At 66.3% G+C, this 22,258-nt stretch carries 17 protein-coding genes; 9 read left to right on the top strand and 8 right to left on the bottom strand.

Annotated elements, in window-relative coordinates; translation table 11 throughout:
* Nucleotides 1-15: 15 nt before the first annotated feature.
* The 3 genes from WS78_RS01580 to WS78_RS01565 all read right to left on the bottom strand — a co-directional run bounded on the left by WS78_RS01580 (nt 16) and on the right by WS78_RS01565 (nt 4,037).
* Nucleotides 16-1,278: an Hsp70 family protein gene (locus WS78_RS01580; protein ID WP_059581592.1), complete on the bottom strand. Its 1,263-nt coding sequence runs from the start codon at nt 1,276-1,278 to the stop codon at nt 16-18.
* A 639-nt stretch (nt 1,279-1,917) separates the two neighbouring features.
* Entirely contained in the window at nt 1,918-2,523 is a 606-nt protein-coding gene (locus tag WS78_RS01575; protein ID WP_038746441.1) for a nitroreductase family protein, read from the bottom strand.
* Nucleotides 2,524-2,753: 230 nt separating this feature from the next.
* Complete coding sequence (locus WS78_RS01565; protein WP_038746439.1) at nt 2,754-4,037, bottom strand: MFS transporter; 1,284 nt, start codon at nt 4,035-4,037, stop codon at nt 2,754-2,756.
* 161 nt (nt 4,038-4,198) lie between these two features.
* Between WS78_RS01565 and WS78_RS01560 the strand changes: the two genes are divergently transcribed.
* Together WS78_RS01560 and WS78_RS01555 are read left to right on the top strand one after the other, a co-directional pair.
* Nucleotides 4,199-4,828, top strand: coding sequence for a TetR/AcrR family transcriptional regulator (locus WS78_RS01560; protein ID WP_038746436.1), 630 nt, complete (start codon nt 4,199-4,201; stop codon nt 4,826-4,828).
* Between the two features lie 153 nt (nt 4,829-4,981).
* The gene (locus WS78_RS01555; RefSeq protein ID WP_059581595.1) at nt 4,982-5,596 is read left to right on the top strand and encodes a DUF1415 domain-containing protein; all 615 of its coding nucleotides are present in this window, start codon (nt 4,982-4,984) and stop codon (nt 5,594-5,596) included.
* A 75-nt stretch (nt 5,597-5,671) separates the two neighbouring features.
* Here WS78_RS01555 and WS78_RS01550 read toward each other — a convergent pair whose 3' ends face one another.
* The 4 genes from WS78_RS01550 to WS78_RS01530 all read right to left on the bottom strand — a co-directional run bounded on the left by WS78_RS01550 (nt 5,672) and on the right by WS78_RS01530 (nt 10,114).
* Nucleotides 5,672-6,565 carry a class I SAM-dependent methyltransferase gene (locus tag WS78_RS01550; protein ID WP_059581597.1) on the bottom strand — a complete coding sequence of 298 codons (894 nt, stop codon included), beginning with the start codon at nt 6,563-6,565 and terminating at the stop codon, nt 5,672-5,674.
* A 135-nt stretch (nt 6,566-6,700) separates the two neighbouring features.
* Nucleotides 6,701-7,840 (bottom strand): methyltransferase, encoded by a 1,140-nt coding sequence (locus tag WS78_RS01545; protein WP_059581674.1) that lies wholly within the window; start codon nt 7,838-7,840, stop codon nt 6,701-6,703.
* 203 nt (nt 7,841-8,043) lie between these two features.
* Nucleotides 8,044-9,162, bottom strand: a complete 1,119-nt coding sequence (locus WS78_RS01535) for an acyltransferase family protein (RefSeq protein WP_038746426.1) — start codon at nt 9,160-9,162, stop codon at nt 8,044-8,046.
* 445 nt (nt 9,163-9,607) lie between these two features.
* A complete protein-coding gene (locus WS78_RS01530) occupies nt 9,608-10,114 on the bottom strand; it encodes an LEA type 2 family protein (protein ID WP_038746544.1) in 507 nt (168 codons plus the stop codon).
* 606 nt (nt 10,115-10,720) lie between these two features.
* On the opposite strand from WS78_RS01530, the gene WS78_RS01520 reads away from it, so the two are divergent.
* The 6 genes from WS78_RS01520 to WS78_RS01475 all read left to right on the top strand — a co-directional run bounded on the left by WS78_RS01520 (nt 10,721) and on the right by WS78_RS01475 (nt 20,086).
* On the top strand, nt 10,721-12,880 hold the full coding sequence (locus tag WS78_RS01520; RefSeq protein ID WP_059581600.1) for a M1 family metallopeptidase: 2,160 nt from the start codon (nt 10,721-10,723) through the stop codon (nt 12,878-12,880).
* A 1,042-nt stretch (nt 12,881-13,922) separates the two neighbouring features.
* Nucleotides 13,923-14,159, top strand: a complete 237-nt coding sequence (locus WS78_RS01505) for a hypothetical protein (RefSeq protein WP_038746422.1) — start codon at nt 13,923-13,925, stop codon at nt 14,157-14,159.
* 104 nt (nt 14,160-14,263) lie between these two features.
* Nucleotides 14,264-14,494: a hypothetical protein gene (locus WS78_RS01500; RefSeq protein WP_059581603.1), complete on the top strand. Its 231-nt coding sequence runs from the start codon at nt 14,264-14,266 to the stop codon at nt 14,492-14,494.
* A 626-nt stretch (nt 14,495-15,120) separates the two neighbouring features.
* A complete protein-coding gene (locus WS78_RS01485) occupies nt 15,121-16,389 on the top strand; it encodes an HlyD family secretion protein (protein WP_038746416.1) in 1,269 nt (422 codons plus the stop codon).
* Nucleotides 16,390-16,403: 14 nt separating this feature from the next.
* Nucleotides 16,404-18,641: a peptidase domain-containing ABC transporter gene (locus WS78_RS01480; RefSeq protein ID WP_059581608.1), complete on the top strand. Its 2,238-nt coding sequence runs from the start codon at nt 16,404-16,406 to the stop codon at nt 18,639-18,641.
* Nucleotides 18,638-20,086, top strand: a complete 1,449-nt coding sequence (locus tag WS78_RS01475) for a TolC family protein (protein WP_059581611.1) — start codon at nt 18,638-18,640, stop codon at nt 20,084-20,086. The genes WS78_RS01480 and WS78_RS01475 overlap by 4 nt, the downstream gene beginning before the upstream one ends.
* A gap of 202 nt (nt 20,087-20,288) precedes the next feature.
* Here the strand turns inward: WS78_RS01475 and WS78_RS01470 are convergent, their stop codons facing one another.
* Nucleotides 20,289-21,266 carry a hypothetical protein gene (locus tag WS78_RS01470; protein ID WP_038746408.1) on the bottom strand — a complete coding sequence of 326 codons (978 nt, stop codon included), beginning with the start codon at nt 21,264-21,266 and terminating at the stop codon, nt 20,289-20,291.
* 125 nt (nt 21,267-21,391) lie between these two features.
* On the opposite strand from WS78_RS01470, the gene WS78_RS01465 reads away from it, so the two are divergent.
* Nucleotides 21,392-22,243, top strand: a complete 852-nt coding sequence (locus tag WS78_RS01465) for a M15 family metallopeptidase (protein WP_059581615.1) — start codon at nt 21,392-21,394, stop codon at nt 22,241-22,243.
* Nucleotides 22,244-22,258 lie beyond the last annotated feature (15 nt).

Here is a 22,258-nt window from a genome sequence, read left to right as displayed (position 1 = left end):
CGCCGGCGAGCCGCGTCAGCCGCCATACACGCGCTGCGCGTGGATGCCGAGCCCCGTCGCGACGCTCGCGAGGCGGTCGCCGTACACGGGCTGCGCGTCCGGGAAGGCCGCCGCGAGCGCGCCGGACAGGAACGCGAGCCCTGTCGAGCCGCCCGTGAAGTACAGCGCGCCGACGTCGTGCGGCGATATCCCCGCGAGCCGCACCGTCTCGCGCGCGGCGTCGACGATTCGCGTAGTCTCGTCGCGGCTCGCGTCGATCAGTTGGTCCGCGTCGAACGCGATCAGCAGATCCTCTTCGACGTCGTTCAGATCGATCATCGTCTCGCCGCCCGCCGACACGCCGATCTTCGCCTCCTCCGCGCGCGCGGCGAGCGCGTGGCCGAGCCGCCGCTCGACGACGCGCAGCAGGCGCTCGAAATGGCGCGCATCCGCATACAAATGCTTCATCAGCTTGAGCTCGCCCACCCGCTTCGGCGTGTAGACGGTGTTGATCAGGTGCCAGGTCGCGAGATCGAAATAGATCCGGTTCGGCAGTTCGCGGCCTTCCGGATCGAGCGCGCGGTAGCCGAACGCGGACAGCACCGCCGTCAGCTCGACGCGCCGATCGTAATCGGTGCCCGCGACGTGCACGCCATGATGCGCGAGCACGTCGTCCTTGCGCTCGAGCCGGCGCATCCGCTCGGGGCCGACGCGCACGAGCGAGAAATCCGACGTGCCGCCGCCGATATCCGCGACGAGCACGAGCCGCTCGGCGTCCTGCCGCGATTCGTAGTCGAACGCGGCGGCGATCGGCTCGTACTGGAACTGCACGTCGGCGAGCCCCACCGCGTGCGCGGCCGCCTCGAGCTGCTGCTGCGCGAGGCGGTCGGCGCGCGGATCGTCGTCGACGAAAAACACCGGACGGCCGAGCACCGCGCGGCCGATCGCGCCGCCCGCGCACGCCTCGGCCTTGTGCTTCAGATGCATCAGGAAGAGCGCGATGACGTCGGTGTACGCGATCGCGGAGCCGTCGCCGAGATCGGTCGTCGTTTCCGCGAGCGGCGAGCCGAGGATGCTCTTCATCGAGCGCATCAGGCGGCCGTCGAAGCCGTCGATGTACGACGCGAGCGCCGAGCGGCCGTATTCCCGGCTGCCTTCGTCGGTGTTGAAGAAGATGGCGGTAGGCAGCGTCAGATGCTCGCCCTCGACGGGGGCGAGCCGCATCCCGGCCGCGCCGCCGTCGCGCGGCAAAGCGACCGCGGAATTGGACGTGCCGAAGTCGATCGCGCAGTAAGTCATGGGGCGGGCCGCCGGATGGCGGTGCGAAAACGGAAGGACCGGCTTTTTATCACGAAACCGCCGCGCGTCACAACCGGGGCGCGGCCGGATGCAGGGGGCATGCGGCGGGACGATGCGCCCGACACCGGCGGGCAGGCGCTGACGCGCGCGGCGGCGAGAGAGGGAAGCCCGTGTTCCGGCGTTCGTGCGCGCGGCTCGCCGGAATCGAAGGCGGCTTCCCGTTCAGACCCGGACGGACCCGAACGCAAAGCGAAACGCGCGCTCGGCCGCAGCCGGATCGGGACTCGGAATCGGACAAATGCGGCGCGTGGCGCCGCCGCCGGCCCCGAATCGCCCCACTGGGATTGCCCCGACATCGGCGCAGCGGCCTCCGCGGGGCGATCGCGGCGCGAAACCGTGGCGCGCAACAAGTTGCCGCGCCGCTCGACGGCCGCTTCACCGCATCGGCCGCCCCGAAGCCGCCAGCCACATCGGCGCCGGCTTCCGCCGTCACGGGCCGCGGCGCGGCACGCCCGCCGCGCATACGCCCGCCGCCGGTCATGACCGCCGCCGAACGCGGCCGCCCCGCATCGGCAACGCACGACGCGCACAGCCGGGCCGCTGCGCACGCCGCACGCGCCCGATACGCGTTCCGCTACGTCACGCCGCCGACGAGAACGGCTTTTGCCACGCGTGCTCGTAGATGACTTCGCCGATCGGATGACGCGTGCGCGGCGCGCGCTCGCGCTCGCGCAGCACCGGATCGAGCTTGTCGGCATCGCCGTAGTGACCGATCGAGATGATCGCGAGCGGCTCGACGTCGGCGGGGATCGCGAACGCGTCGCGGAACGCCTTCGCGTCGAAGCCGCTCATCTGGTGCGCGGCGAGGCCGAGCGCATGCGCCTGCAGCACGAGCGACATCGCGGCGGCGCCCGCGTCGTAGAGCGCCGTCGGGCTCGGCTCGCCCTTCGACGTCAGCGTGTGCGCGGTCACCGCGATCAGCACCGGCGCGGGCGCGTTCCAGCCCTGGTTGAACGGCACGAGCGTCGCGAATGCTCGCTTGAACGCGACCTCGTCCTTGCTGCGGTCGAACACGATGAAGCGCCACGGCTGCGCGTTGTACGCGGACGGCGCCCAGCGCGCGGCCTCGAGCACCGCATGCACATGCTCGGCGCTGACGGGTTCGCTCGAATAGGCGCGCGGGCTCCAGCGGCCGGCGATCAGATCGTGGATCGAAACGGAAGTGGGAGCGGGTTTGACGGACATGCGTTTCCTCACCAATTTGAAAAAAGGGCTCGGTCGCCCGGAAAAAGAAACGCCAGCATAACCGCTTGTCGATGAACTTGCCGGGTCGCGCGCGCAAATGCAAATCGACGCTTGCGCAAAGGGGCGCCGGGCGCGGCCGCTCGGCCGCCGAAACGGCGTCGGACCGTCGACAAACCGGGCACGCCGGGCACGCCGAAGAACATGTCGGGCATCCGCCGCCGCCCGGCCGTTCACGCCGCGCTCGCCGACACCCGCGCCGTCCCGCGATTGATCCGCAGCACGATCAGCGAGCCGACGATGCACAGCCCGCCCGAAATCATCGACGCAACCGTGTACGTGCCGAGGCTCGCGCGCAGCATGCCCGCGCCGAGCGCCGCGAACGCCGCGCCGAGCTGGTGGCCCGCCACGATCCAGCCGAACACGACGGGCGCCGCGTCCTTGCCGTACACGTCGGTCGCGAGGCGCACCGTGGGCGGCACGGTCGCGATCCAGTCGAGCCCGTAGAACACCGCGAAGAGCGGCAGCCCGAAAAAGTCGATGCCGAACGCGTGCGGCAGATAGATCAGCGACAGCCCGCGCAGGCCGTAGTACCAGAACAACAGCATGCGGCTGTCATAGCGGTCGGACAGCCAGCCGGACATCGTCGTGCCGATCAGGTCGAACACGCCCATCGCCGCGAGCAGCGACGCGCCCTGCACCTCCGTCATCCCGTAGTCGCTGCACATCGCGATCAGGTGCGTGCCGACGTAGCCGTTCGTGCTCGCGCCGCAGATGAAGAAGCTGAAGAACAGCAGCCAGAAGTCGCGCGTCTTCGACGCCGTCGCGAGCGTGCCGAACGCGACCGCGATCGGGTTGCGCTTCGCGCCGTCGTCCGCGCGCGGCGCGCCGGCCGGCTCGCCGTACGGGCGCAGCCCGACGTCGGACGGCCGCTCGGGCAACAGCAGCGCGACGAGCGGCACCGCGATGGCCACCGCAATCGCGACCGTCAGCACGACGGGCCGCCAGCCGTGACGCTGCGCGATCGCCGCGAGCATCGGCAGGAACACGAGCTGCCCCGTCGCGGAACTCGCGGTCAACAGCCCCATCACGAGGCCGCGCCGCGCGACGAACCAGCGCGTGACGAACGTCGCCGACAGCGTGAGCGCCGCGACGCCCGTCGCGCCGCCGACCAGCACGCCCCAGATCAGCACCATCTGCCACGTCGCCGTCATCGTCGACGACAGCGCGACGCCCGCGCCCATCACGGCGAGCGCGGCGAGGATCGTCGGACGCACGCCGAAGCGCTGCATCGCGGCCGCCGCGAACGGCCCGATGAGCCCGTAGAGCGCGATGTTCACGGAGATCGCGAGCGAGATCGCCGCGCGGCTCCAGCCGAATTCGTGCTCGAGCGGCACCATCAGCACGCTCGGCGTCGCGCGCGTGCCCGCCGCCGCAAGCAGGACGAGGAACACCACCGCCGCCGCAAGCCAGCCGTAATGGAAACGCCCGCCTATCCGCTTTGCCGCCCAGTTCATTCGAATCGCTCCTGACGCGGCACGCCGCCGATCGCATCGGCATGCCGGAGGTTGAGGGGAAATCGCGCCGATCTCTGTTACCGGTCGGTCACAAGTCGTTGCGATCCTAGTGACCGATCGGTAACATGTCAAGCATTCAATTTTCGTAGTCGGGATCGAGCATGACCACCATCGTCGCCAAGGCCGCCAAGCCGGCCGCCCGTCGCACACGCAGCACGCAGATGGCGGGTTCGGAAGCGCAGCAGCACCTGCTGCGCGCAGCGCAAGAGCTGTTCTATCAGGAAGGGATTCGCGCGGTGGGCGTCGAGGCGGTCGTCGAGCGCGCGGGCGTCAACAAGATGAGCCTCTACCGGCAGTTCGCGTCGAAGGACGAGCTCGTGCTCGCGTACCTCGACCGGATGGACACATGCTTCTTCGAGCGCTTCGACGCAAGCGCCGCGAAGCATCCGGGCGATCCGAAGGCGCAGCTCGTCCAGTATTTCGACGACCTCGCGCAGCGCGCGTCGCAGCCCGGCTATCGCGGCTGCCCGTTCCTCAACGTCGCGACCGAGTTTTCGAATCTCGAGCACCCGGCGCGGCTCGCGGTCGCCGACAACAAGGGCCGGCTGATGGCGCGGCTCGTCGCGCTTTCTGAAGCCGCGGGCGCGCGCGAGCCGCAGGCGCTCGCCGACGCGCTCGCGCTGCTGATCGAAGGCATATACGCGGCGAGCCAGACGTACCGGCCGGGCGCATCGCCGATCGGCGGCGCGCCGCGCGCCGCGCGGCAGTTGATCGACGCGGCGTGCGCATGATGCGGCGGCGCGCGCGGCAGGCGCACGCGCGACGCGCGACGATCGTCGCGCAATCGCCGCTTCGCAGCCGATCGATGCGGCCGGCGGCGCCGACGCATCGCGCCCCGCCCGCGCCCGCTACAATCGCGGCTTGACCGCCACGCCGTTTCCGCCATGATCGAAGTCTCTCCGCCCGACGCCGACATCCTCGCCGCCACGCGCCACTGGCTCACGCGCGCGGTGATCGGGCTCAATCTGTGCCCGTTCGCGAAGGGCGTGCACGTGAAGCGGCAGATTCGCTATGCGATCAGCCGCGCGGCGTCGCTGGAAGCGGCGCTGACCGATCTCGAAAGCGAGCTGCGGCGCCTCGAGGCCGCCGATCCGGACGAAATCGACACGACGCTCGTGATCTTTCCGAACACGTTCGACGACTTTCTCGACTACAACGACGCGCTCTGGTTCGCCGATCGCCTGCTTCAGCAACTGCGGCTCGAAGGCACGCTGCAGATCGCGAGCTTCCACCCGCGCTATCAGTTCGACGGCGCCGGGCCCGACGACATCGAGAACTACACGAATCGCGCGCCGTATCCGATCCTGCACCTGCTGCGCGAGGCGAGCATCGAGCGCGCCGCCGACGCGTTCCCGGACGCGGCCGACATCTACGAACGCAACCAGGCGACGATGCGCCGCCTCGGCCATGCGGGCTGGCGCGACTGGATGGCCCAGCGCGACGCAGACGAAGGGAACGAAGAGAACGAAGAGAACGAAGGGAACAAAGAAGCGAAGTAGCGCGATGCGGCGCGAAACGCCGGCGCACCGTGCGCTCGCCCCGCACGCCGCGAGCGCCGCGTCACGCGGCGAAGATCACGCGCGCGGCTCGGATTCGGCGGCGTCCGGCTTCGCGCTCGCGCCGGCGGCCGCCTGCGCGGCGGGCGCGAAGAAGCGCTCGCGCAGCTCCGCGAGCCCGAACATGTCGAGGATCTCGCCGAGCCGCTCGCTCGGCTTGCGTTGCGGCAGGTTCTTGTATTGCGCGATGATGAGCTCGTTCTTCATCGAATGCTCCCAGCCGACGAGCTCGGTCACGCTCACCTGATAGCCGTGCGCCTCGAGTTGCAGGCAGCGCAGCACGTTGGTGATCTGGCTGCCGAACTCGCGCGTGTGCAGCGGATGCCGCCACACTTCCGTCAGCGCATTCGCGAGCGATTTCCCCTTGCTCTTGCGCAGCACGCCCGCGACTTCCGCCTGGCAGCACGGCACGAGCACGATGTGCCGCGCGCGCTTGGCGAGCGCGAAGCGGATCGCGTCGTCGGTCGCGGTGTCGCATGCGTGCAGCGCGGTGACGATGTCGACCGTTTCCGGCAGTTGCGGCGACGTGATCGAATCGGCAACCGACAGATTCAGGAACGACATCCCGCCGAAGCCGAGCCGCGCGGCGAGCTCGGTCGAGCGCGCGACGAGCGCCTCGCGCGTTTCGATGCCGTAGACGTGCGAGCCGGCGAGCGGACGCTCCTTGAAGAACAGGTCGTACAGGATGAAGCCGAGATACGACTTGCCCGCGCCGTGATCGGCGAGCGTCACGCCGCCCTTTTCCCGCGCCACGTCCGAGAGAAGCGGCTCGATGAACTGGAACAGGTGATAAACCTGCTTCAGCTTGCGGCGGCTGTCCTGATTCATCTTGCCGTCGCGCGTCAGGATGTGCAGTTCCTTCAGCAGTTCGATCGACTGGTTCGGGCGGATTTCGTAAGTCTTGGTCGACATCGGGAGACAGGCCGGCTGCCGTTCAGGACCGAAGTCAGGCGGCGGCAGACGGCATCAAAGCGTGCGTGGAAGTGTCACAGTTTACCGAAAACCGGCCGCCTCGCTCCTCGTACCGAGCCGCGCGCGCCGGCCGGCTCAGCCGCGTGCGGCGAGACGCCAGAGCGACGTCGTCTCGGCCGCACGCGCACGATGCAGCGGATCGGCGGGGTCCGACGCCTTCGGATGCACCGGCTTGATGTCGTCGCGGCCGACGACGCTCAGGCCCGCCGCGTCGATCCAGCCGAGCAGTTCGTCGCGCGTGCGCAGGCCGAGATGCTCGGCGAAATCCGACAGGATCAGCCAGCCTTCGCCGCCCGGCGAAAGATGCGCGGCGAGCCCCGCGAGAAAGCCTTTCAGCATCCGGCTGTCCGGATCGTAGACCGCGTATTCGAGCGGCGAGCTCGGCCGCGCGGGCAGCCACGGCGGATTGCAGACGACGAGCGGCGCGCGCCCGTCGGGAAACAGATCGGCTTCGACGATCTCGATGCGCGACGCGTAGCCGAGCCGCGCGACGTTCTCCGCCGCGCAGGCGCGCGCGCGCGCGTCCTGATCGGTCGCGACCACGCGCTCGACGCCGCGCGACGCGAGCACCGCGGCGAGCACGCCAGTGCCGACGCCGATGTCGAACGCGAGCGACGTCGACGGCAGCGGCGCACGCGCGACGAGATCCACGTATTCGCCCCGCACGGGCGAAAACACGCCGTAGTGCGGATGAATCCGCTCGCCGCCGAGCGCGGCGAGCGGCACGCCCTTCTTGCGCCATTCGTGCGCGCCGACGATGCCGAGCAGCTCGCGCAGCGACGCGATCGAGCGCTCGCCGCCCGCCGCGCCATAGGCTTCTTCGCATGCGGCCCGCAGATCCGGCGCACGTCGCAGCGCGATCGAATAGTCGGCTTCGAGCAGGATCAGCAGCATCCCGAGCGTGCGCGCGCGCTGCGCCTGCGCCATCCGGTGGAGATTGAACGCATCGACGGGCGTCGCCGCGGGCTTCGCCTTCTTCGGCTTGCGATCGATGCGGCGCGCGAGCGCCTGCAGCAACTGGCGCGCGTTCTGGAAGTCGCCCTGCCAAATGAGCGCCGTGCCTTCGCACGCGAGGCGGTAGGCGGCATCGGCCGTCATGCGATCGTCGGCCGCGACCGCGCGGCGCGGCGGCGGCGAGCCGGCTTCGGAGCGCCAGCGAACGGCGTGCTCGACGCCGTCGGCGTCGGTCCATTGGAATTCGGGAAAAGCGGTCACGAGGAATCGGAAATCGTTGAGTCGATGGGCGGCGCGACGCGCCGCGGACGACACAGTACCGCGCTTTGCGCCGGCCGGCAAAATGCATCGGGCGCGCGGCGGCGGATCGCGACGCCGTTGCGCGTCGACAATCCGCGCGGCGATCGACGAAGGCGAGCAACGCGCGTCGCTCGCCGCGCCCCTTTTCCTCAGACTTTCGCCGCTCAGACCTTCGCCGTCATGGCTTCGGCGCGGCGCTTCGGCGTCAACGCATGCGCGAAGCGCACGAACGGCGCCTCGCAGAATCGATAGCTCGCCCACGACAGCGCGATCGCCGGCAGAATCGGCAAGGCCATGTACACGCCGAGCGGCTGGTCCGTGATTCCGTATCGTTCGCACACCCACAGCAACAGATACAGCGGAATGCCGTGCAGCAGATAGATGGAGTAGCTGATCTCGCCGAGCCACGCGAAGAACCGCAGGCGAATCTTCAATACCGTTGCGAGCGCAACGAAAATCGCGATGCCGAGCACGTAGCCGAACGATGCGGACATGTGCACGAAATCGCGGTGTCGCCAGTTCGCCGCCGCCATCAGCAGCGAGATCGCGACGATGAGCAGGCCGAGCGCGATCGTCGCCGCGCGATACGAGACCGGCAAGCGGCCGCGCATCAGGTCGAACGTCTTCGACGGCGTCTCGTACGCTTGCCGGAAGCACGCGCCCCAGAACATGATCGCGAGGTGAAAGAGCATCCCCTTGTACTGGCCGAGCGCGCTTGCCGGAACGATCCGCAGCGCCGACGTGACGACGAAGAGCACGCACAGCCCCGCGCACACCGCGCAAAGGTCGCGCATGCGATGCAGTGCGCCGATGCTGAACAGCAGCACGCACAGTACGTAGAAATACAGCTCGGTTTCGAGCGTCCAGTAATGCCCCATCACCGGATCGCTGCCGAACGCCGTCGGAATCATCGTCACGTTCGCGAGCAGGCCGGACGCCTCCATTCGCAGCCCGAACAATAGCCAGTACACGAGATAGCCGAGCGGCAGCGACAGCCAGAACGCCGGATAGAGCCGGAAAAAGCGACGCACGACGAAGCGGCGCGTGCCCTCCGCAGGCGCGCCTCGCAGGCTCGTCGGAATCAGCATCCCGCTGATGCAGAAGAAGATGACGACGCCGATGCGCCCGAAGTTCACCGAACGCTGCACCGCGTCGAGCACGTGCTGCGAGCCTGCGAGCTTGTCGAAGAGCTCCGCGTAGTGCGTCCACATGACGAACAGCACGGCGACGGCGCGCATCGCATCGACATGCGCGAAGCGGCTCGGGCTGGTGGAATCGGACATGGCAGGATAGATCGTACGGCTGGCGCTGCGCGCAAAACGGCGACGCGCGCGAACCCGACGCACACAAGCGCGCCGAGCGGCATCGCCGCCTCGTCACGCTAACGTAGCGCGCCGCGCGCGCACTTTCCGTGCGGCACCGCACGCAGCGAGCCGGTCGATGCGATCGATCGGCGGGCCCATGACGCGTCGCGTTCGAAGACGCATGCGCGCGGCACGTCGCATCACGTGATACGGGCATGCAATACGACTGGCTGCGTAAGATGCGTCTCGCGGCGCGCTGCGCGCCGCACGTCGGCCGATCGGGACAACGCTGCCGAAACAGCGCGCGCACTACTCGCGCGCTTGCATTGCGGCGGCCTCGAACGGCGGACGAACTCTCACGCGCACGGCAATCGATGCGTGCCCGCGCTCAATCGCCCGCGACTCTCGCACTTCGCATCCAATTTCAATAGCCGCGCCCGTAACCGCCCGACGATGCGGGCAAGGCGAGCGTGCCCGAATCGGTGAAACGCACGCTGCCGAACATTCCACCGGCGAGCTTGCCGCGCAGCACGTAGGGCAGCTTGCCCGATTCCGTCACGTCAGCGAGCCCGAACGCCTGCCGCGCGGCCGCAAACGCGGACACCGTGACGGGCACGCTCAGCACCTGTTCGCCGAAACGCGGCACCGTCCCGCGCACGTCGCTCACGCCGCTCGCGAACGGCCTGCCGTTCAGCTCGAGATCGAGCGCGACGCCGTCGTAGTCGATCGGCGCATCGTTCGGATTCTGGAGCCGCAGCTTCACGTCGAAGCGCATTTCGAGCCCCTGCCCGACGAGCGGCTCGATACCGACGACGCTCACGCGCACCGGATCACGCGCGGTCAACGCCGCGCAGCCGCCGAGCGCGAGCAGCACGACGAATGCGGCGAACAATCGACCAACGAACGAGTGGGAACGGTGCAAGGCATGCATCGACGGCAACTCCTCGGGGCAAGACACGGGCGCGGCCATTGTAACCAGCGGCGGCTCGACGACCGCCGAACCGCCCGCGCCGCCCCCGATGCGCAACGCTCATCTTTCGTAGTCCTTCGATCGACTTTCCGCGCCTTCCGGCCGCGCACTACGAATACTCAATTAGCTTTATTTGAGGATTAAACATTCCAAAAACGGAATTAGAAGAAGGAATCGAAAAACCACTTCCCATCAAATTTTTTTTGATTCCTTTACGTTAATCCATCAAGTATATTGAGCAATCTTTCGAATCGCCTGACATTCCTTAAAGCCGCATGACGAAGCTGACGTTCCGCCTGGAGGCGGAAAAGCCCGCCTCGCCCGGCCGAGCGGGGTCGTACGGGCGACGAAAGCCGCCGGCAAGCGTTTCCCGCCGCACCGGCCATTCTTCACAAACCAGAATCCGAAGGGGGCACCCAACCATGATTACTTTCACGTAAGCACGCAGCAATCTTTCCGAATATAACCGGGGTAATTCATTTCGCTGTCGATTGACGGCGAAGGCGAACTATTGCCCGTCGAATTCATGCAGGACCGAATGATTATCTTTTCAATTCGAGGTTCAGTATGTGGATAAACAATCGTAGATTGCGATATCTGTCCCTGCTCGGTGCGCTCGCGCTGGCCGCCTGCGGCGGCGACGACGGCGGCACCGGCTCGGCCGTGTCGCTCGGCGCCGCGCACAGCCCGTCGAACGGCGCCAACAGCGCGAACGGCAACGCGACGGCGCCCGCCGCCGCGGTCGACAAGAGCACGAAGCCCGTCGAAATGCCCGACACCGTCGTGCCCGTCAACTACAAGCTATGGTTCCGCCCGAACGCGGACCTGAACCAGTTCAACGGCCGCGCGGACGTCGAGATCAAGGTGCTCAAGCCCGTCAACGCGATCGTCGTCGCGGGCCACCGGATCCAGTTCGCGAACGGCAGGATCACGCTGCAGCCCGGCAACGTGCAACTGATCGCGACGCCGCAGGACAAGGGCGACTTCTATCAGTTGCGCCCCGCGAGCGGCCAGATCGCCCCGGGCAACTATTCGCTGCACATGGAGTGGCAAGGGATCATCAACTTCAAGTCGTACGACGACCCCGTCAACCACACGGGCGGCAGCTGCGGCAATGATCCGTATCCGGGCTGCTCGGCGGCGGAAGGGATCTTCCGCGTCGATCTGAAGAGCACCGACGGCACGACGAGCGGCGCGATCCTCACGCAAGGCGAAACGAACCTGTCGCGCCAATGGTTCCCGGGCTGGGACGAGCCCGCGTTCCGTCCGACCTATGAAGTGACGGCCGAGGTGCCGCAGGCCTGGCGCGTCGTGTCGAACGCGGCCGAATTGCCGGCGGTGAACGTCGGCGGCGGCTACAAGCTGGTGTCGTTCGAGAAGACGCCGCCGATGCCGTCATATCTGGTGTTCTTCGGCGGCGGCCTGTTCGACGTGCTCGAAGACGACTTCTCGAGCCCGCTGCCTGACGGCCGCGGCCTGCATCTGCGCATCTTCACGCCGCCCGGCATGCGCGAATGGGCGCGCCCCGCGATGCAACGCACGAAGCAGGCGCTCGATTACTACTATCGTTACACCGGCATCCCGCTGCCGCTCAAGAAGTTCGACACGGTCGCGGCGAACGACGCCTTCAAGGACCAGAAGGGCCTGAATTTCGGCGGCATGGAGAACTGGGGCTCGATTCTCGAGTTCGCCGACGACATCCTGCCCGAACCGGGCAAGCCGATGTCGCGCTACGGCAACCAGGTGCTCACGCACGAAGTCGCTCACCAATGGTTCGGCGATCTCGTGACGACCGACTGGTGGGACGACGTTTGGCTGAACGAATCGTTCGCGCGCTTCTTCGAAACGAAGACGACGATCCAGTTCTTCCCGGACGAGTTCAACTGGCTCGACCACATCCGCTCCAAGTATCGCGTGATCAACAAGGACATCAGCCAGGACGCGTTCCCGATTCAGCCGAATTTCAACGGCTGGGCGTCGAACGATTTCGTCGTGAGCGCGAGTTCGTTCGTCTATAACAAGGGCGGCATGGTGCTGAAGATGCTCGAGGGCTATCTCGGAGAAGAGACGCTGCGCAAGGGCCTTCAGCAATACCTGAACGACTACGCGTTCGGCAACGGCACGCCGAAGCGTCTGTGGGACACGCTCTCCGCGGCGAGCGGGCAGCAGGTCGGGCCGATCGGCGACAGCTTCGTGCGTCAGACCGGCGTGCCGCTCCTGACGCTCGATACGCAGTGCGATCTGACGAAGAACCAGAACGTCGTGACGCTCAAGCAGTCGCCGTTCCCGAACAAGAACAAGTATCCGGGCGCGCAATGGACGATTCCCGTGACGCTCGGTTACGGCAACGGCCTCGTCAATCGCAAGACGCTCGCGCTGAAGGATACGCAAACGCAGATCCGCCTCGACGGCTGCTCGGCCGTCGTCGCAAATCCGAGCGGGTTCGACTACTACGTGACGAACTACAGCGACGCCGCATGGAGCGCACTCCTCACGCAAATCAACGCGTCGACGGACCCGGTGCTGCTCCTGAACCTGAAGAGCGAGGCCGCGCTGCTCGTCGCGTCGAATCTCGCGCCGCCGTCGCGCGAGACGAGCATCTCGTCGATCAACTCGCCGGCCGCGATGAAGCTGCGTCAAGTGCCGTCGATCTTCGAGACGCCGAAGGAACGTCCGCAGTTGCGTTACCAGGGCGAGTTCACGCCGCGGCAACAACGGACGCAATAAGCCGAACGCGAACGTCGCCGCCTGCATCGCCCGTCGCCGCGCAGCACGCGGCGACGGCAACCGCGAAGCGGCGGCGCACGACGCAATGTGCGCCATGCGGGCCTCCGATCGGAGGCCCGTTTTTTATCTTCGCCATTTCGTCAAAATCGACGCTCGAGCGGCATGCCGAAACAAAACCGATGCGCGCGTCGCGCGAATACGAATCGACTCGGCGCTCGCCTATTTTCGGAATACGATCTTATTTTAAAATATTTAACAATTATTCTTGCGACGGGTGAATCGAATCTCCCCGCCACCCTATCGGCCACTCGCTCGAATAACCCCTCTACGCACGCGTCACGGCCCTGACACGCGGCGATGCCGAGCGACGCCGCTCCGCACGGATCGCACGCTCGACGCTCCGATGCCGGTCTCGCAACTTCATCCGCGCGTAATCTCGAATCGTTCGATCGGTAAAACTCGTTCATCGTGTTTTTTGACCTGCTTTAAACAACGATTAAACCGCCGAGCGCACCGCGTTGATGAGTACGCTAGCGAACTTAACAGATCAAACCGAACTTTGATAATTGCCCCACGACCACGCGAGCATCGAAACATGCCGCCGTGTCGTAGCGAATCCGCTGAACCTGCGCAACCGCATTCGTTCGATCCCGCGCGACGTGCCGCACGACGGCCGCGTCGCAACCGGTCGATACGCGTTGCCTCCGGCTCGGCGCCGTTCGTCGACGATCGACCTGCAATGCTCGACGACGAACGAACGTTGCTATTCATCCAAGAGCATGTTCGGGGGCCGACTGATGACGAAGGCATGGGAAGACAGCGTGGGTCAGGCGTTAGGCGCATCGCGACCTGCGTCGACGATGCGCCGGATACGAAGATGAGTCGACCATCGGGCGTCGCGAGCGGATCGGTGCACGATGCATCGATCCGCTCGCCGCGACGAGCGATGGTCGAAGACCGGATTGATTTGCAGCGCTTCACGAACGGCGTCGCAGATCTGCCCCGCCAGATGGGCCATCTGGCAATTACTTGGAGAAAAGCAATGCAAGAACTCAACCAACAAGAGATCGATCTCGTCGGCGGCGCAACGGTGGGCGGCGGCCTGATCGGCGGCCTCACGGGCCTGATCGGCGCTTACGGCGGCGCGCTGTACGACCTCGGCGCAAACCTGACGAACGATCTCGTTGGCTTCGCGACGGGCGTGGTCCAGATCGGCGAAACGCTCGTCGGCGGCACGCTCGCCAACATCGCGAGCATCATCACCGGCCCGTCCGCGTAATAGCGGCGCACCGATGATCAATTGAGCGCCGACGGACACTTCTCTCCTTCTCTCGGCCGCTCGATGGATTTTCTAGCCACCTGCACATCATTCGGAGATTCACAATGCAAGAACTCAATCACCAAGAAATCGCCATGGTCGGCGGCGCATCGCTGCTGACCAACCTGGTCAGCGCCATCGGCAACGAAGTGCTGCTGCTCGGTCAGTCGGCCTACAACTTCGGTGGGAACCTGACGGACAGCGCAGGCGCGATCCTGACGCACACGGTCGACGGCATCGCCGGCGCGCTGACCAGCACGGTCGGCATCATCCAAGGCGTGCTGACGGGCAGCTGATCGCGTCTCGACGCGACGACTATCGAAGCGACGACGACGAACGATTCACAGTCGTCGACCACTTGATTAGTCATGCTTAGTGCGTGCCCGGTCCCGTCACCGGGCACGCAGTCCGAACGCCCTCACATCGCGCCCGGCGCGATACGTCACGCGCAACGCACACGCGATCCGCAGCCAACGGCAATCGCACCCGCCCCTCCCATCGCCCATCCGCTCGAATCATCGCGCACGTTGGGGGAAAGACTTCAAAGATGGTCAAAACGTAGGCCAACGCGCTTTCCTGTTCGGCCCCGCTCCGATAACTTCTGATGCGACGCCACCGAATTTCGAATCGCCCGCATCCGAGGCCAGGGCCGCGCGCTTCAGCGAGCGACCGCTGCGGACGATTCGCCGATGTCACGCCGAGCACCGCATCGCTTTGCGGCTTCGTTCGCCGCGAGATCGTGACGACATCCATGACGAGCTAGACATGCACGACCCGACTCGAGCACGACTCGAAGCCACCACGCGCGGCAACCGCCCACTCGACGCGAAACGCACGCCCATTTGCCGCGGCGCTCGAGCGGCATGACGCCGCCGCGACGCAACTTCGCGCCGACCTACACGCTACTTTCGGCAGTCCTTTCATGACGCCCAATACTCCACTCTTTCGTACCGCCGCACAGGAAGCGCAGCGCACGCAGACACTCGGCGAGATCGTGCTGATTCGCCCCGTGACGTTCGCCGTGCTCGCGACCGCCGCCGCGAGCATGGCGCTCGGCGTGATCCTTCTCTTCACGTTCGGCACCTATACGCGCCGCACGACGGTTGACGGCGTGCTCACGCCGGATACGGGCCTCGTCAAAGTCTATGCGCAGCAGACAGGCGTCGTGTTGAAGAAGAACGTCGTCGAGGGGCAGCACGTCACGCGCGGACAGGTGCTCTACACGGTGTCCACCGATCTGCAAAGCGCGGCCGCCGGGCAGACTCAGGCGGCGCTCATCGAACAGGCGCAGCAACGCAAGACATCGCTGCAGCAGGAGCTCGACAAGACCAGGAGGCTGCAGCAGGACGAGCGCGACACGCTGCAATCGAAGATCGCGAGCCTGCGCGCGGAACTCTCGGGCATCGACGATCAGATTGCCGCGCAACGCACGCGCGCGTCGATCGCGGCGGATGCGGCGTCGCGCTACGCCGGCCTGCTGGCGCAGGACTATATCTCGAAGGATCAGGCGCAGCAGCGCCAGGCGGATCTGCTCGATCAGCGTTCGAAGCTGAACAGCCTGATGCGCGATCGCGCGAGCACCGCGCAGACGCTGAAGGAAGCGCTCAACGATATGTCGGGGCTGTCGCTCAAGCAGCAGAACCAGTTGTCGCAAATCGATCGCAGCGTGATCGACGTCGATCGCACGCTGATCGAAAGCGAAGCGAAGCGCGAGTTCGTCGTCACCGCACCGGAAACGGGCACCGCGACCGCGGTGATCGCCGAGCCGGGCCAGACGGCCGACACGTCGCACCCGCTCGCGAGCATCGTGCCGACGAACGCGCACTGGCAGGCGTATCTGTTCGTGCCGAGCGCCGCGGTCGGCTTCATTCATGTCGGCGATCGCGTGCTCGTTCGCTATCAAGCGTACCCGTATCAGAAGTTCGGCCAGTACGAAGCGAGCGTCGTGTCGATCGCGCGCACGGCGCTGTCGGCGGCCGAGCTCGCGACGAGCGGCGGCCCCACCGCGCAAACGGCGAGCGGCACGTACTACCGGATCACGGTCGCGCTGAAGTCGCAAAGCGTGACGGCCTACGGTAAAGCGCAGCCGCTGCAAGCCGGCATGGCGCTGCAAGCCGACGTCCTGCAAGAGCGCCGCCGTCTGTACGAGTGGGTGCTCGAGCCTCTTTACAGCCTGACCGGCAAACTCTGACGCGATCCCAGCCTATGTCACTCCTCGATCGTCTCTCGTTCGGCGTCGGCAGCAAACTGCCGATGCTCCTGCAGACCGAAGCCGCCGAATGCGGCCTCGCGTGCCTCGCGATGGTTGCCGGCTTTCACGGCCATCACGTCGACCTCGCGACGATGCGCAGCCGCTTCCCCGTGTCGCTCAAAGGCGCGGGCCTCGGCCGCGTGATCGACATCGCGCAGCGCCTCGATCTCGGCACGCGCGCGCTGAAGCTCGAACTCGATCAGCTCGGCCAACTGCGCGTGCCCTGCGTGCTGCACTGGAATTTCAACCACTTCGTGGTGCTGAAGGAAGTCAGCGGCAAGCACGTGATCATCCACGATCCGGCGCAGGGCGTGCGCAAGCTGTCGCTCGACGAAGTCTCGCGTTCGTTCACGGGCGTCGCGCTCGAGCTGTGGCCGACGGGCAGCTTCAAGCCGCGCGAGGCGTCGCCCGCCGTGAAGCTGCGCCAACTGCTCGGCCCCGTGTCCGGGCTGTCGCGCTCGCTCGGTCAGATCATCGTGCTCGCGATCGCGCTCGAAGTGTTCACGCTCGTGTCGCCGTTTTTCCTGCAATGGGTGATCGACGAGGTGATCGTCAGCGCCGATCGCGACCTGCTGACCGTGCTCGCGCTCGGCTTCGGCCTGTTGCTGCTGATGCAGCAGGCGACGAGCGCGATCCGCGCGTGGGCGCTGATGTATCTCGGCACGACGCTCAACGTGCAATGGCGCGCCAACGTGTTCACGCACCTGCTGAGCCTGCCCGTTCAGTATTTCGAGCGCCGCCATCTCGGCGACGTCGTCTCGCGCTTCGGCTCGATCGACACGATCCAGCAGACGATGACGACGTCGTTCCTGTCCGCGGTGATCGACGGGCTGATGACGATCGTCACGCTCGCGATGATGTTCGTCTACAGCCGCACACTCGCATTCGTCGCGCTCGGCGCGATGGCGCTGTATGCGCTCTTGCGCTGGCTCTGGTATCGGCCGCTGCGCCGCGCGACGGAGGACCAGATCATTCACACCGCGAAGCAGCAGAGCCACTTTCTCGAAACGGTGCGCGGCGTGAAGACGATCAAGCTGTTCAACCGCCAGACCGAGCGCCGTTCGAGCTGGCTCACGCTGCTCGTCGAGCAGATCAACGCGGGCCTTCACGTGCAGAAACTGCAACTGCTGTATCAGCAGTTGAACGGCCTGCTGTTCGGCATCGAAGGGCTCGTCATCATCTGGCTCGGCGCGCGCCTCGTGATGGACGGCGAATTCACGGTCGGCGTGCTGATGGCGTTCAACGCATACAAAGGGCAGTTCGACAGCCGCGTCGGCAGCCTGATCGACAAGTTCTTCGAAGTGAAGATGCTGCAGCTTCAGGGCGAGCGGCTCTCCGATATCGTATTCGCGAAAGGCGAATCCGATGCGGGCGAGCGGCACGTGCCGGGCGAAGCGGAGAATCTCAGCGCCAGCATCGAAGCCGACAGCCTCATGTTCCGCTACGCCGAAGGCGAGCCGACCGTGCTCAACGGCGTGTCGCTGAAGATCGAGCCGGGCGAATCGGTCGCGCTGATCGGCGCGTCGGGCTGCGGCAAGACGACGCTCGTCAACGTGCTGCTCGGCATCCTCGAGCCGACGGGCGGCAAGATCAAGATCGGCGGCGTCGACGTCGAGCGCCTCGGCCTCGACCGGCTGCGCTCGCTCGTCGGCACCGTGCTGCAGGACGACGTGCTGTTCGCGGGCTCGATCGCCGACAACATCAGCTTCTTCGATCCGGATGCCGATCCGAAGTGGGTCGCCGAATGCGCGCAGCTCGCCGCCGTGCATGCGGACATCGTCGCGATGCCGATGGGCTACAACACGCTCGTCGGCGACATGGGCACGGTGCTGTCGGGCGGGCAGAAGCAGCGCGTGCTGCTCGCGCGCGCGCTCTACAAGCGCCCGAAGATTCTCGTGCTCGACGAGGCGACGAGCCATCTCGATCTGCAGCGCGAACGGCAGGTGAACGCCGCGGTCAGCGCGCTGAAGATGACGCGCGTGATCGTCGCGCACCGTCCGGAGACGATCGCGTCCGCGTCGCGCGTGATCATGCTCGACGCGGGCAAGGTCGCGCTCGACAAGCCGACGGCCGCGCTCGCCGCGGCGCCGAAGCCGGCGGCCGCTCCGGGCACGGCACCCGCTGCGGCGACGGCATCGGCTCCGGCCGCGGCGCCCGCGCCGGCAGCAACGCAACCCGTCACGGGACGATGATCGCGATGAAATCCGCACGCACCCTCGTCACGGCCGGCGTATTCGCGCTCTTCGCGTCGCACGCGGCGCACGCGCAGTGGCTCGATATCTATGGAACCCGAAAGAACGTGTCGGCGTCGCCCGCCGCGCCGATGCTGAAGAACGCCACGTGCCAGCCCGAGCTGGCGAACCGTCCGATCGAACTCGAAGACGCGATGCTCCAGGCGATCTGCGCGAATCCGCAGGCGCGCCAGGCATGGGCGAACGCGCGCGCGCAGGCCGCGCAGGTCGGCGTTAAGGAAGCCGCGTATTTGCCGGCACTGAACGCAACGGCCGGCGTTCAGCGCAACTGGCAATCGACGACTTATGAAGCGAATTTCGGCTCCATCACCGCGAGCGATACGCAAAGGCAAACCCAAACGAGCCGCTACGGCGCGCTGAACCTGAGCTGGGTGCTGTTCGATTTCGGCAAGCGCAGCGCGGCGCTGCGGCAAGCACGCGAGCTGCTCGCCGCCGCCAATGCAACGCAGGACGACACGCTGCAGACGATCCTCTTCAACGCCGCGCAAGCGTATTACACCCTGCGCGACGCGCAGGCGTCGGTCGATGCGGCGCGCACGATCGAACGCGCGGCGCAGGACAGTCTCACCGAATCCAAAGCGAAGCACGACGCCGGCGCGGGCACGCTGAGCGACCAGTTGCAGGCGCAGACGAGCTACCGCCGCGCGGTGCTCGATCGCGTGAGCGCCGAAGGCGACGTGCAGAACGCAACAGGCACGCTCGCCGTTGCAATGGGGCTCGACGCGAACACGCCGCTGCAAATCGCGCCCGCCGAGGTGGCCGTCAATCGCAACGAATTCGCGGAAGGCGTCGCGCAGTTGATCGACGAAGCGAAGCGGCAGCACCCGAAGCTGGTCGCCGCGCGCGCGAAGCTCGACGCGGCGCGCGCGAACGTCGACGCGGCGCGCGCGCAGGGCCGCCCGACCATCTCGTTGACCGGCAGCCTCAGTCGCAACAGTCCTTCATATCAGCAGCAGTTCGGTATCCAGACCACCGGAAGTCACGGCAGCATGATCGGCGTGCAGGTGACGATCCCGCTCTTCGAGGGTTTCGCGTCCGGCTACCGCGTCGAGGCAGCCCAGGCACAGGCCGACGCGCAGGAAGCCGACGTGCAGAACACTGAGCTGAACGTATCGCTCGACGTGTGGAAGAGCTATCAGAGCCTGCAGACCGACACCGCGAATCTCGATAACTCGAAGGACCTGCTCGGCGACGCGCAGCACTCGCTCGACATCGCGCGAGGCCGCTACAAGGCGGGCGTCGGCACGTTCACGGAGCTGCTCAATGCGCAGACAGCGCTCGCCGACGCGCAGAAGCAGCGCGTGCAGGCGCTATCGAAATGGCGCACCGCGCGGCTCAAGCTCGCGGCGAGCCTCGGCAGCATCGGCTTGTGGTCCGCGCATTGAACGAACGCGGCCGCGATGCCGCCGCATGCATGATCAGGATGGCGAAACGATTGCCGAACGAATCGCCTAGCGCGACGACGCGCGCCGCGATTCGGCATCGATCTTGAAAAACGAAAGATTGAAAAACCGCCGCAGGGCTCCGGGCTGACGCGCGGCACATTACATGCGTGTCGCCGCGAGCACGCCGGACGTCACGCGCGCATCACGGTTGACGGTTCTGCGTCGCGGAGGTCGGGCACGCCGGGTCCTTGCCCCAGTGGTTCTCGCACACGCGCCAGCGGCAAAGCTGATCCTCGAAGAAACCGCGCTCGCCGCACGCTTTCACGCGCGCGGCGAGCGACGCATCGGCCGATGCGGACGTCGCCGCCGCTACCGTTTTCGTCGCCGCATTCGCGCTCGATTTCGCCGCGTCGGCGGCCGGCTTCGCCGAATCGGCCGGCTTCGTTCGCGCGACGAGCGCGGCGAGCAGATCGGCATCCGGATCGTCCTTCCCGTTCTTCCCGCTTTTCTTCGCGACGGCCTCGCGTCGCGGCTTCTTCGCCTGCGCGGCTTCGACGGCCTGCGCTTTCTCGCGACGCTTGCGCGCCGCGGCCTCCGCCTTCGCGTGCGCCGCATCTTGCTTCGCAGTGCTGCTCTTCAGCGTGCTCTTCTCGGCGCTCTTCGCCGGCTTCACCGCCGCAATCGCGGCAGCGGCCGTGGCCGCTCCTGCGGCAGCCTCGGTCGCCGACACGTCGGATGCGCCGTTCGCGAGCGCGCGCGACAAACGGCTCTCGCCCGCCGCCGACGCGGCCGGCTTCACGTCGTTCGCGACGCTGTCGTCGTTGACGATCGTCGCGGGCTGCGGCGCCGATGCCTGCGCGATCTGCGCCACGCTCGCGGTCGCAGCATGGCTCGCTGGCGCGGCCGCCGCCACGGGCGCCGACGCGGCGGCCGCGACTTCGCCTTGTTCAGTGGAAGACTGCTGCAATCGCCATGCACCCCACCCGGCTACGGCGACGACTGCGAGCGCGACGAGCGCGATCGGGCCTTTGCGCGAACGCGATGCGTTTTCGGGCTGGGGGGAGACGCGACCTTCAAGATTCGCGAGAATACGCGAGTTGTTCGCACCGCTTTCTTTGCCGGCATCGGAGGAAAGCAGGCTAGGCGGGGCTTTCGAATTCGAATCGTCCGGCGCGCTCATTCAGTGTCTCGTTGAATCCTGGTTTAATTCGCCGCAATAATATTGTCCCGGCCTTCGCGGAAGCAGGCCTGATTCTAAGATCAAGCATTGCAAATTACAATCGATTCCATATTCCGGGGTTTTCTTTGATTGCCGTCGTTCTAGTCGCATATTTCGCCGTCGCCGTCCTCGCCGCTGCGCTGCTGTTATTACCGGCAGTGCGCGCAACGGTATTCGATTCGGTCGCCCAATTCCACGGCCGAATCAGCCGGCGCGCATCCGATCGCGCCGCCCGTGCACGCGCGCGTCTCGAGCAATCGGCAAAAATGTCGCGCTCGACTTTAAGCGGCATGCAAAATTTACTAGTGCGGCGGCGCTTGCTGATTGCGACCACGACAGGTATTCTTGCGACGCCTCCATTGATTGCTATCGCGTTACGCGGTCGGCAACTATTCCAATACGACGACACTTTACGCGCGCCGGACGAGAAAATTGCCGCGCTTTTAAAAGGCGAGCAGCTCGTTCCGCCGTTGCCGCTGCCGCCCGAAGTCTTCGCCACTCGCGAGGTCGAGCAGGTCCGGCCCGCGCTGAAGGACGCAAGCCGCGATTGGAATTTGCTCGATACCGATTTCAGAACGCGCCTGTTGCTCGCCTACAAGATCATGCACGAGCGATACGGCTATGAAATGGCGCTGCTCGAAGGCTATCGCAGCCCCGAGCGGCAAAACCGATTGGCGCAAATGGGCGGCAACGTCACCAATGCGGCGGCGTTCCAGAGTTATCACCAATACGGTCTGGCGGCCGACAACGCGTTCCTGCGCGACGGCAAGCTCGTCATCTCGGAAAAAGATCCGTGGGCCATGCGAGGCTATCAGTTGTACGGACAAGTCGCCGAAGAGGTTGGCTTGACCTGGGGTGGCCGATGGAAAATGATGGACCTCGGACACGTCGAATACCATAAGCCCGGCTTCAAGCTCGGGCGCTCGTCCGCTCGATAAAGGACGAGCAGGAAA

The organism is Burkholderia savannae, from assembly GCF_001524445.2.
GTDB classification, from domain to species: Bacteria; Pseudomonadota; Gammaproteobacteria; order Burkholderiales; family Burkholderiaceae; genus Burkholderia; species Burkholderia savannae.
The sequence above is the reverse complement of the archived record's forward strand: the minus strand, read 5'-3'. Positions and strand labels throughout refer to the sequence as shown.

Coding starts and splice junctions, on each gene's coding strand:
- WS78_RS01580 (WP_059581592.1), bottom strand. CDS start 1,278: ATGACTTACTGCGCGATCGACTTCGGCACGTCCAATTCCGCGGTCGCT.
- WS78_RS01475 (WP_059581611.1), top strand. CDS start 18,638: ATGATCGCGATGAAATCCGCACGCACCCTCGTCACGGCCGGCGTATTC.
- WS78_RS01520 (WP_059581600.1), top strand. CDS start 10,721: ATGTGGATAAACAATCGTAGATTGCGATATCTGTCCCTGCTCGGTGCG.
- WS78_RS01505 (WP_038746422.1), top strand. CDS start 13,923: ATGCAAGAACTCAACCAACAAGAGATCGATCTCGTCGGCGGCGCAACG.
- WS78_RS01530 (WP_038746544.1), bottom strand. CDS start 10,114: ATGCATGCCTTGCACCGTTCCCACTCGTTCGTTGGTCGATTGTTCGCC.
- WS78_RS01470 (WP_038746408.1), bottom strand. CDS start 21,266: ATGAGCGCGCCGGACGATTCGAATTCGAAAGCCCCGCCTAGCCTGCTT.
- WS78_RS01555 (WP_059581595.1), top strand. CDS start 4,982: ATGATCGAAGTCTCTCCGCCCGACGCCGACATCCTCGCCGCCACGCGC.
- WS78_RS01500 (WP_059581603.1), top strand. CDS start 14,264: ATGCAAGAACTCAATCACCAAGAAATCGCCATGGTCGGCGGCGCATCG.
- WS78_RS01485 (WP_038746416.1), top strand. CDS start 15,121: ATGACGCCCAATACTCCACTCTTTCGTACCGCCGCACAGGAAGCGCAG.
- WS78_RS01550 (WP_059581597.1), bottom strand. CDS start 6,565: ATGTCGACCAAGACTTACGAAATCCGCCCGAACCAGTCGATCGAACTG.
- WS78_RS01560 (WP_038746436.1), top strand. CDS start 4,199: ATGACCACCATCGTCGCCAAGGCCGCCAAGCCGGCCGCCCGTCGCACA.
- WS78_RS01480 (WP_059581608.1), top strand. CDS start 16,404: ATGTCACTCCTCGATCGTCTCTCGTTCGGCGTCGGCAGCAAACTGCCG.
- WS78_RS01575 (WP_038746441.1), bottom strand. CDS start 2,523: ATGTCCGTCAAACCCGCTCCCACTTCCGTTTCGATCCACGATCTGATC.
- WS78_RS01565 (WP_038746439.1), bottom strand. CDS start 4,037: ATGAACTGGGCGGCAAAGCGGATAGGCGGGCGTTTCCATTACGGCTGG.
- WS78_RS01535 (WP_038746426.1), bottom strand. CDS start 9,162: ATGTCCGATTCCACCAGCCCGAGCCGCTTCGCGCATGTCGATGCGATG.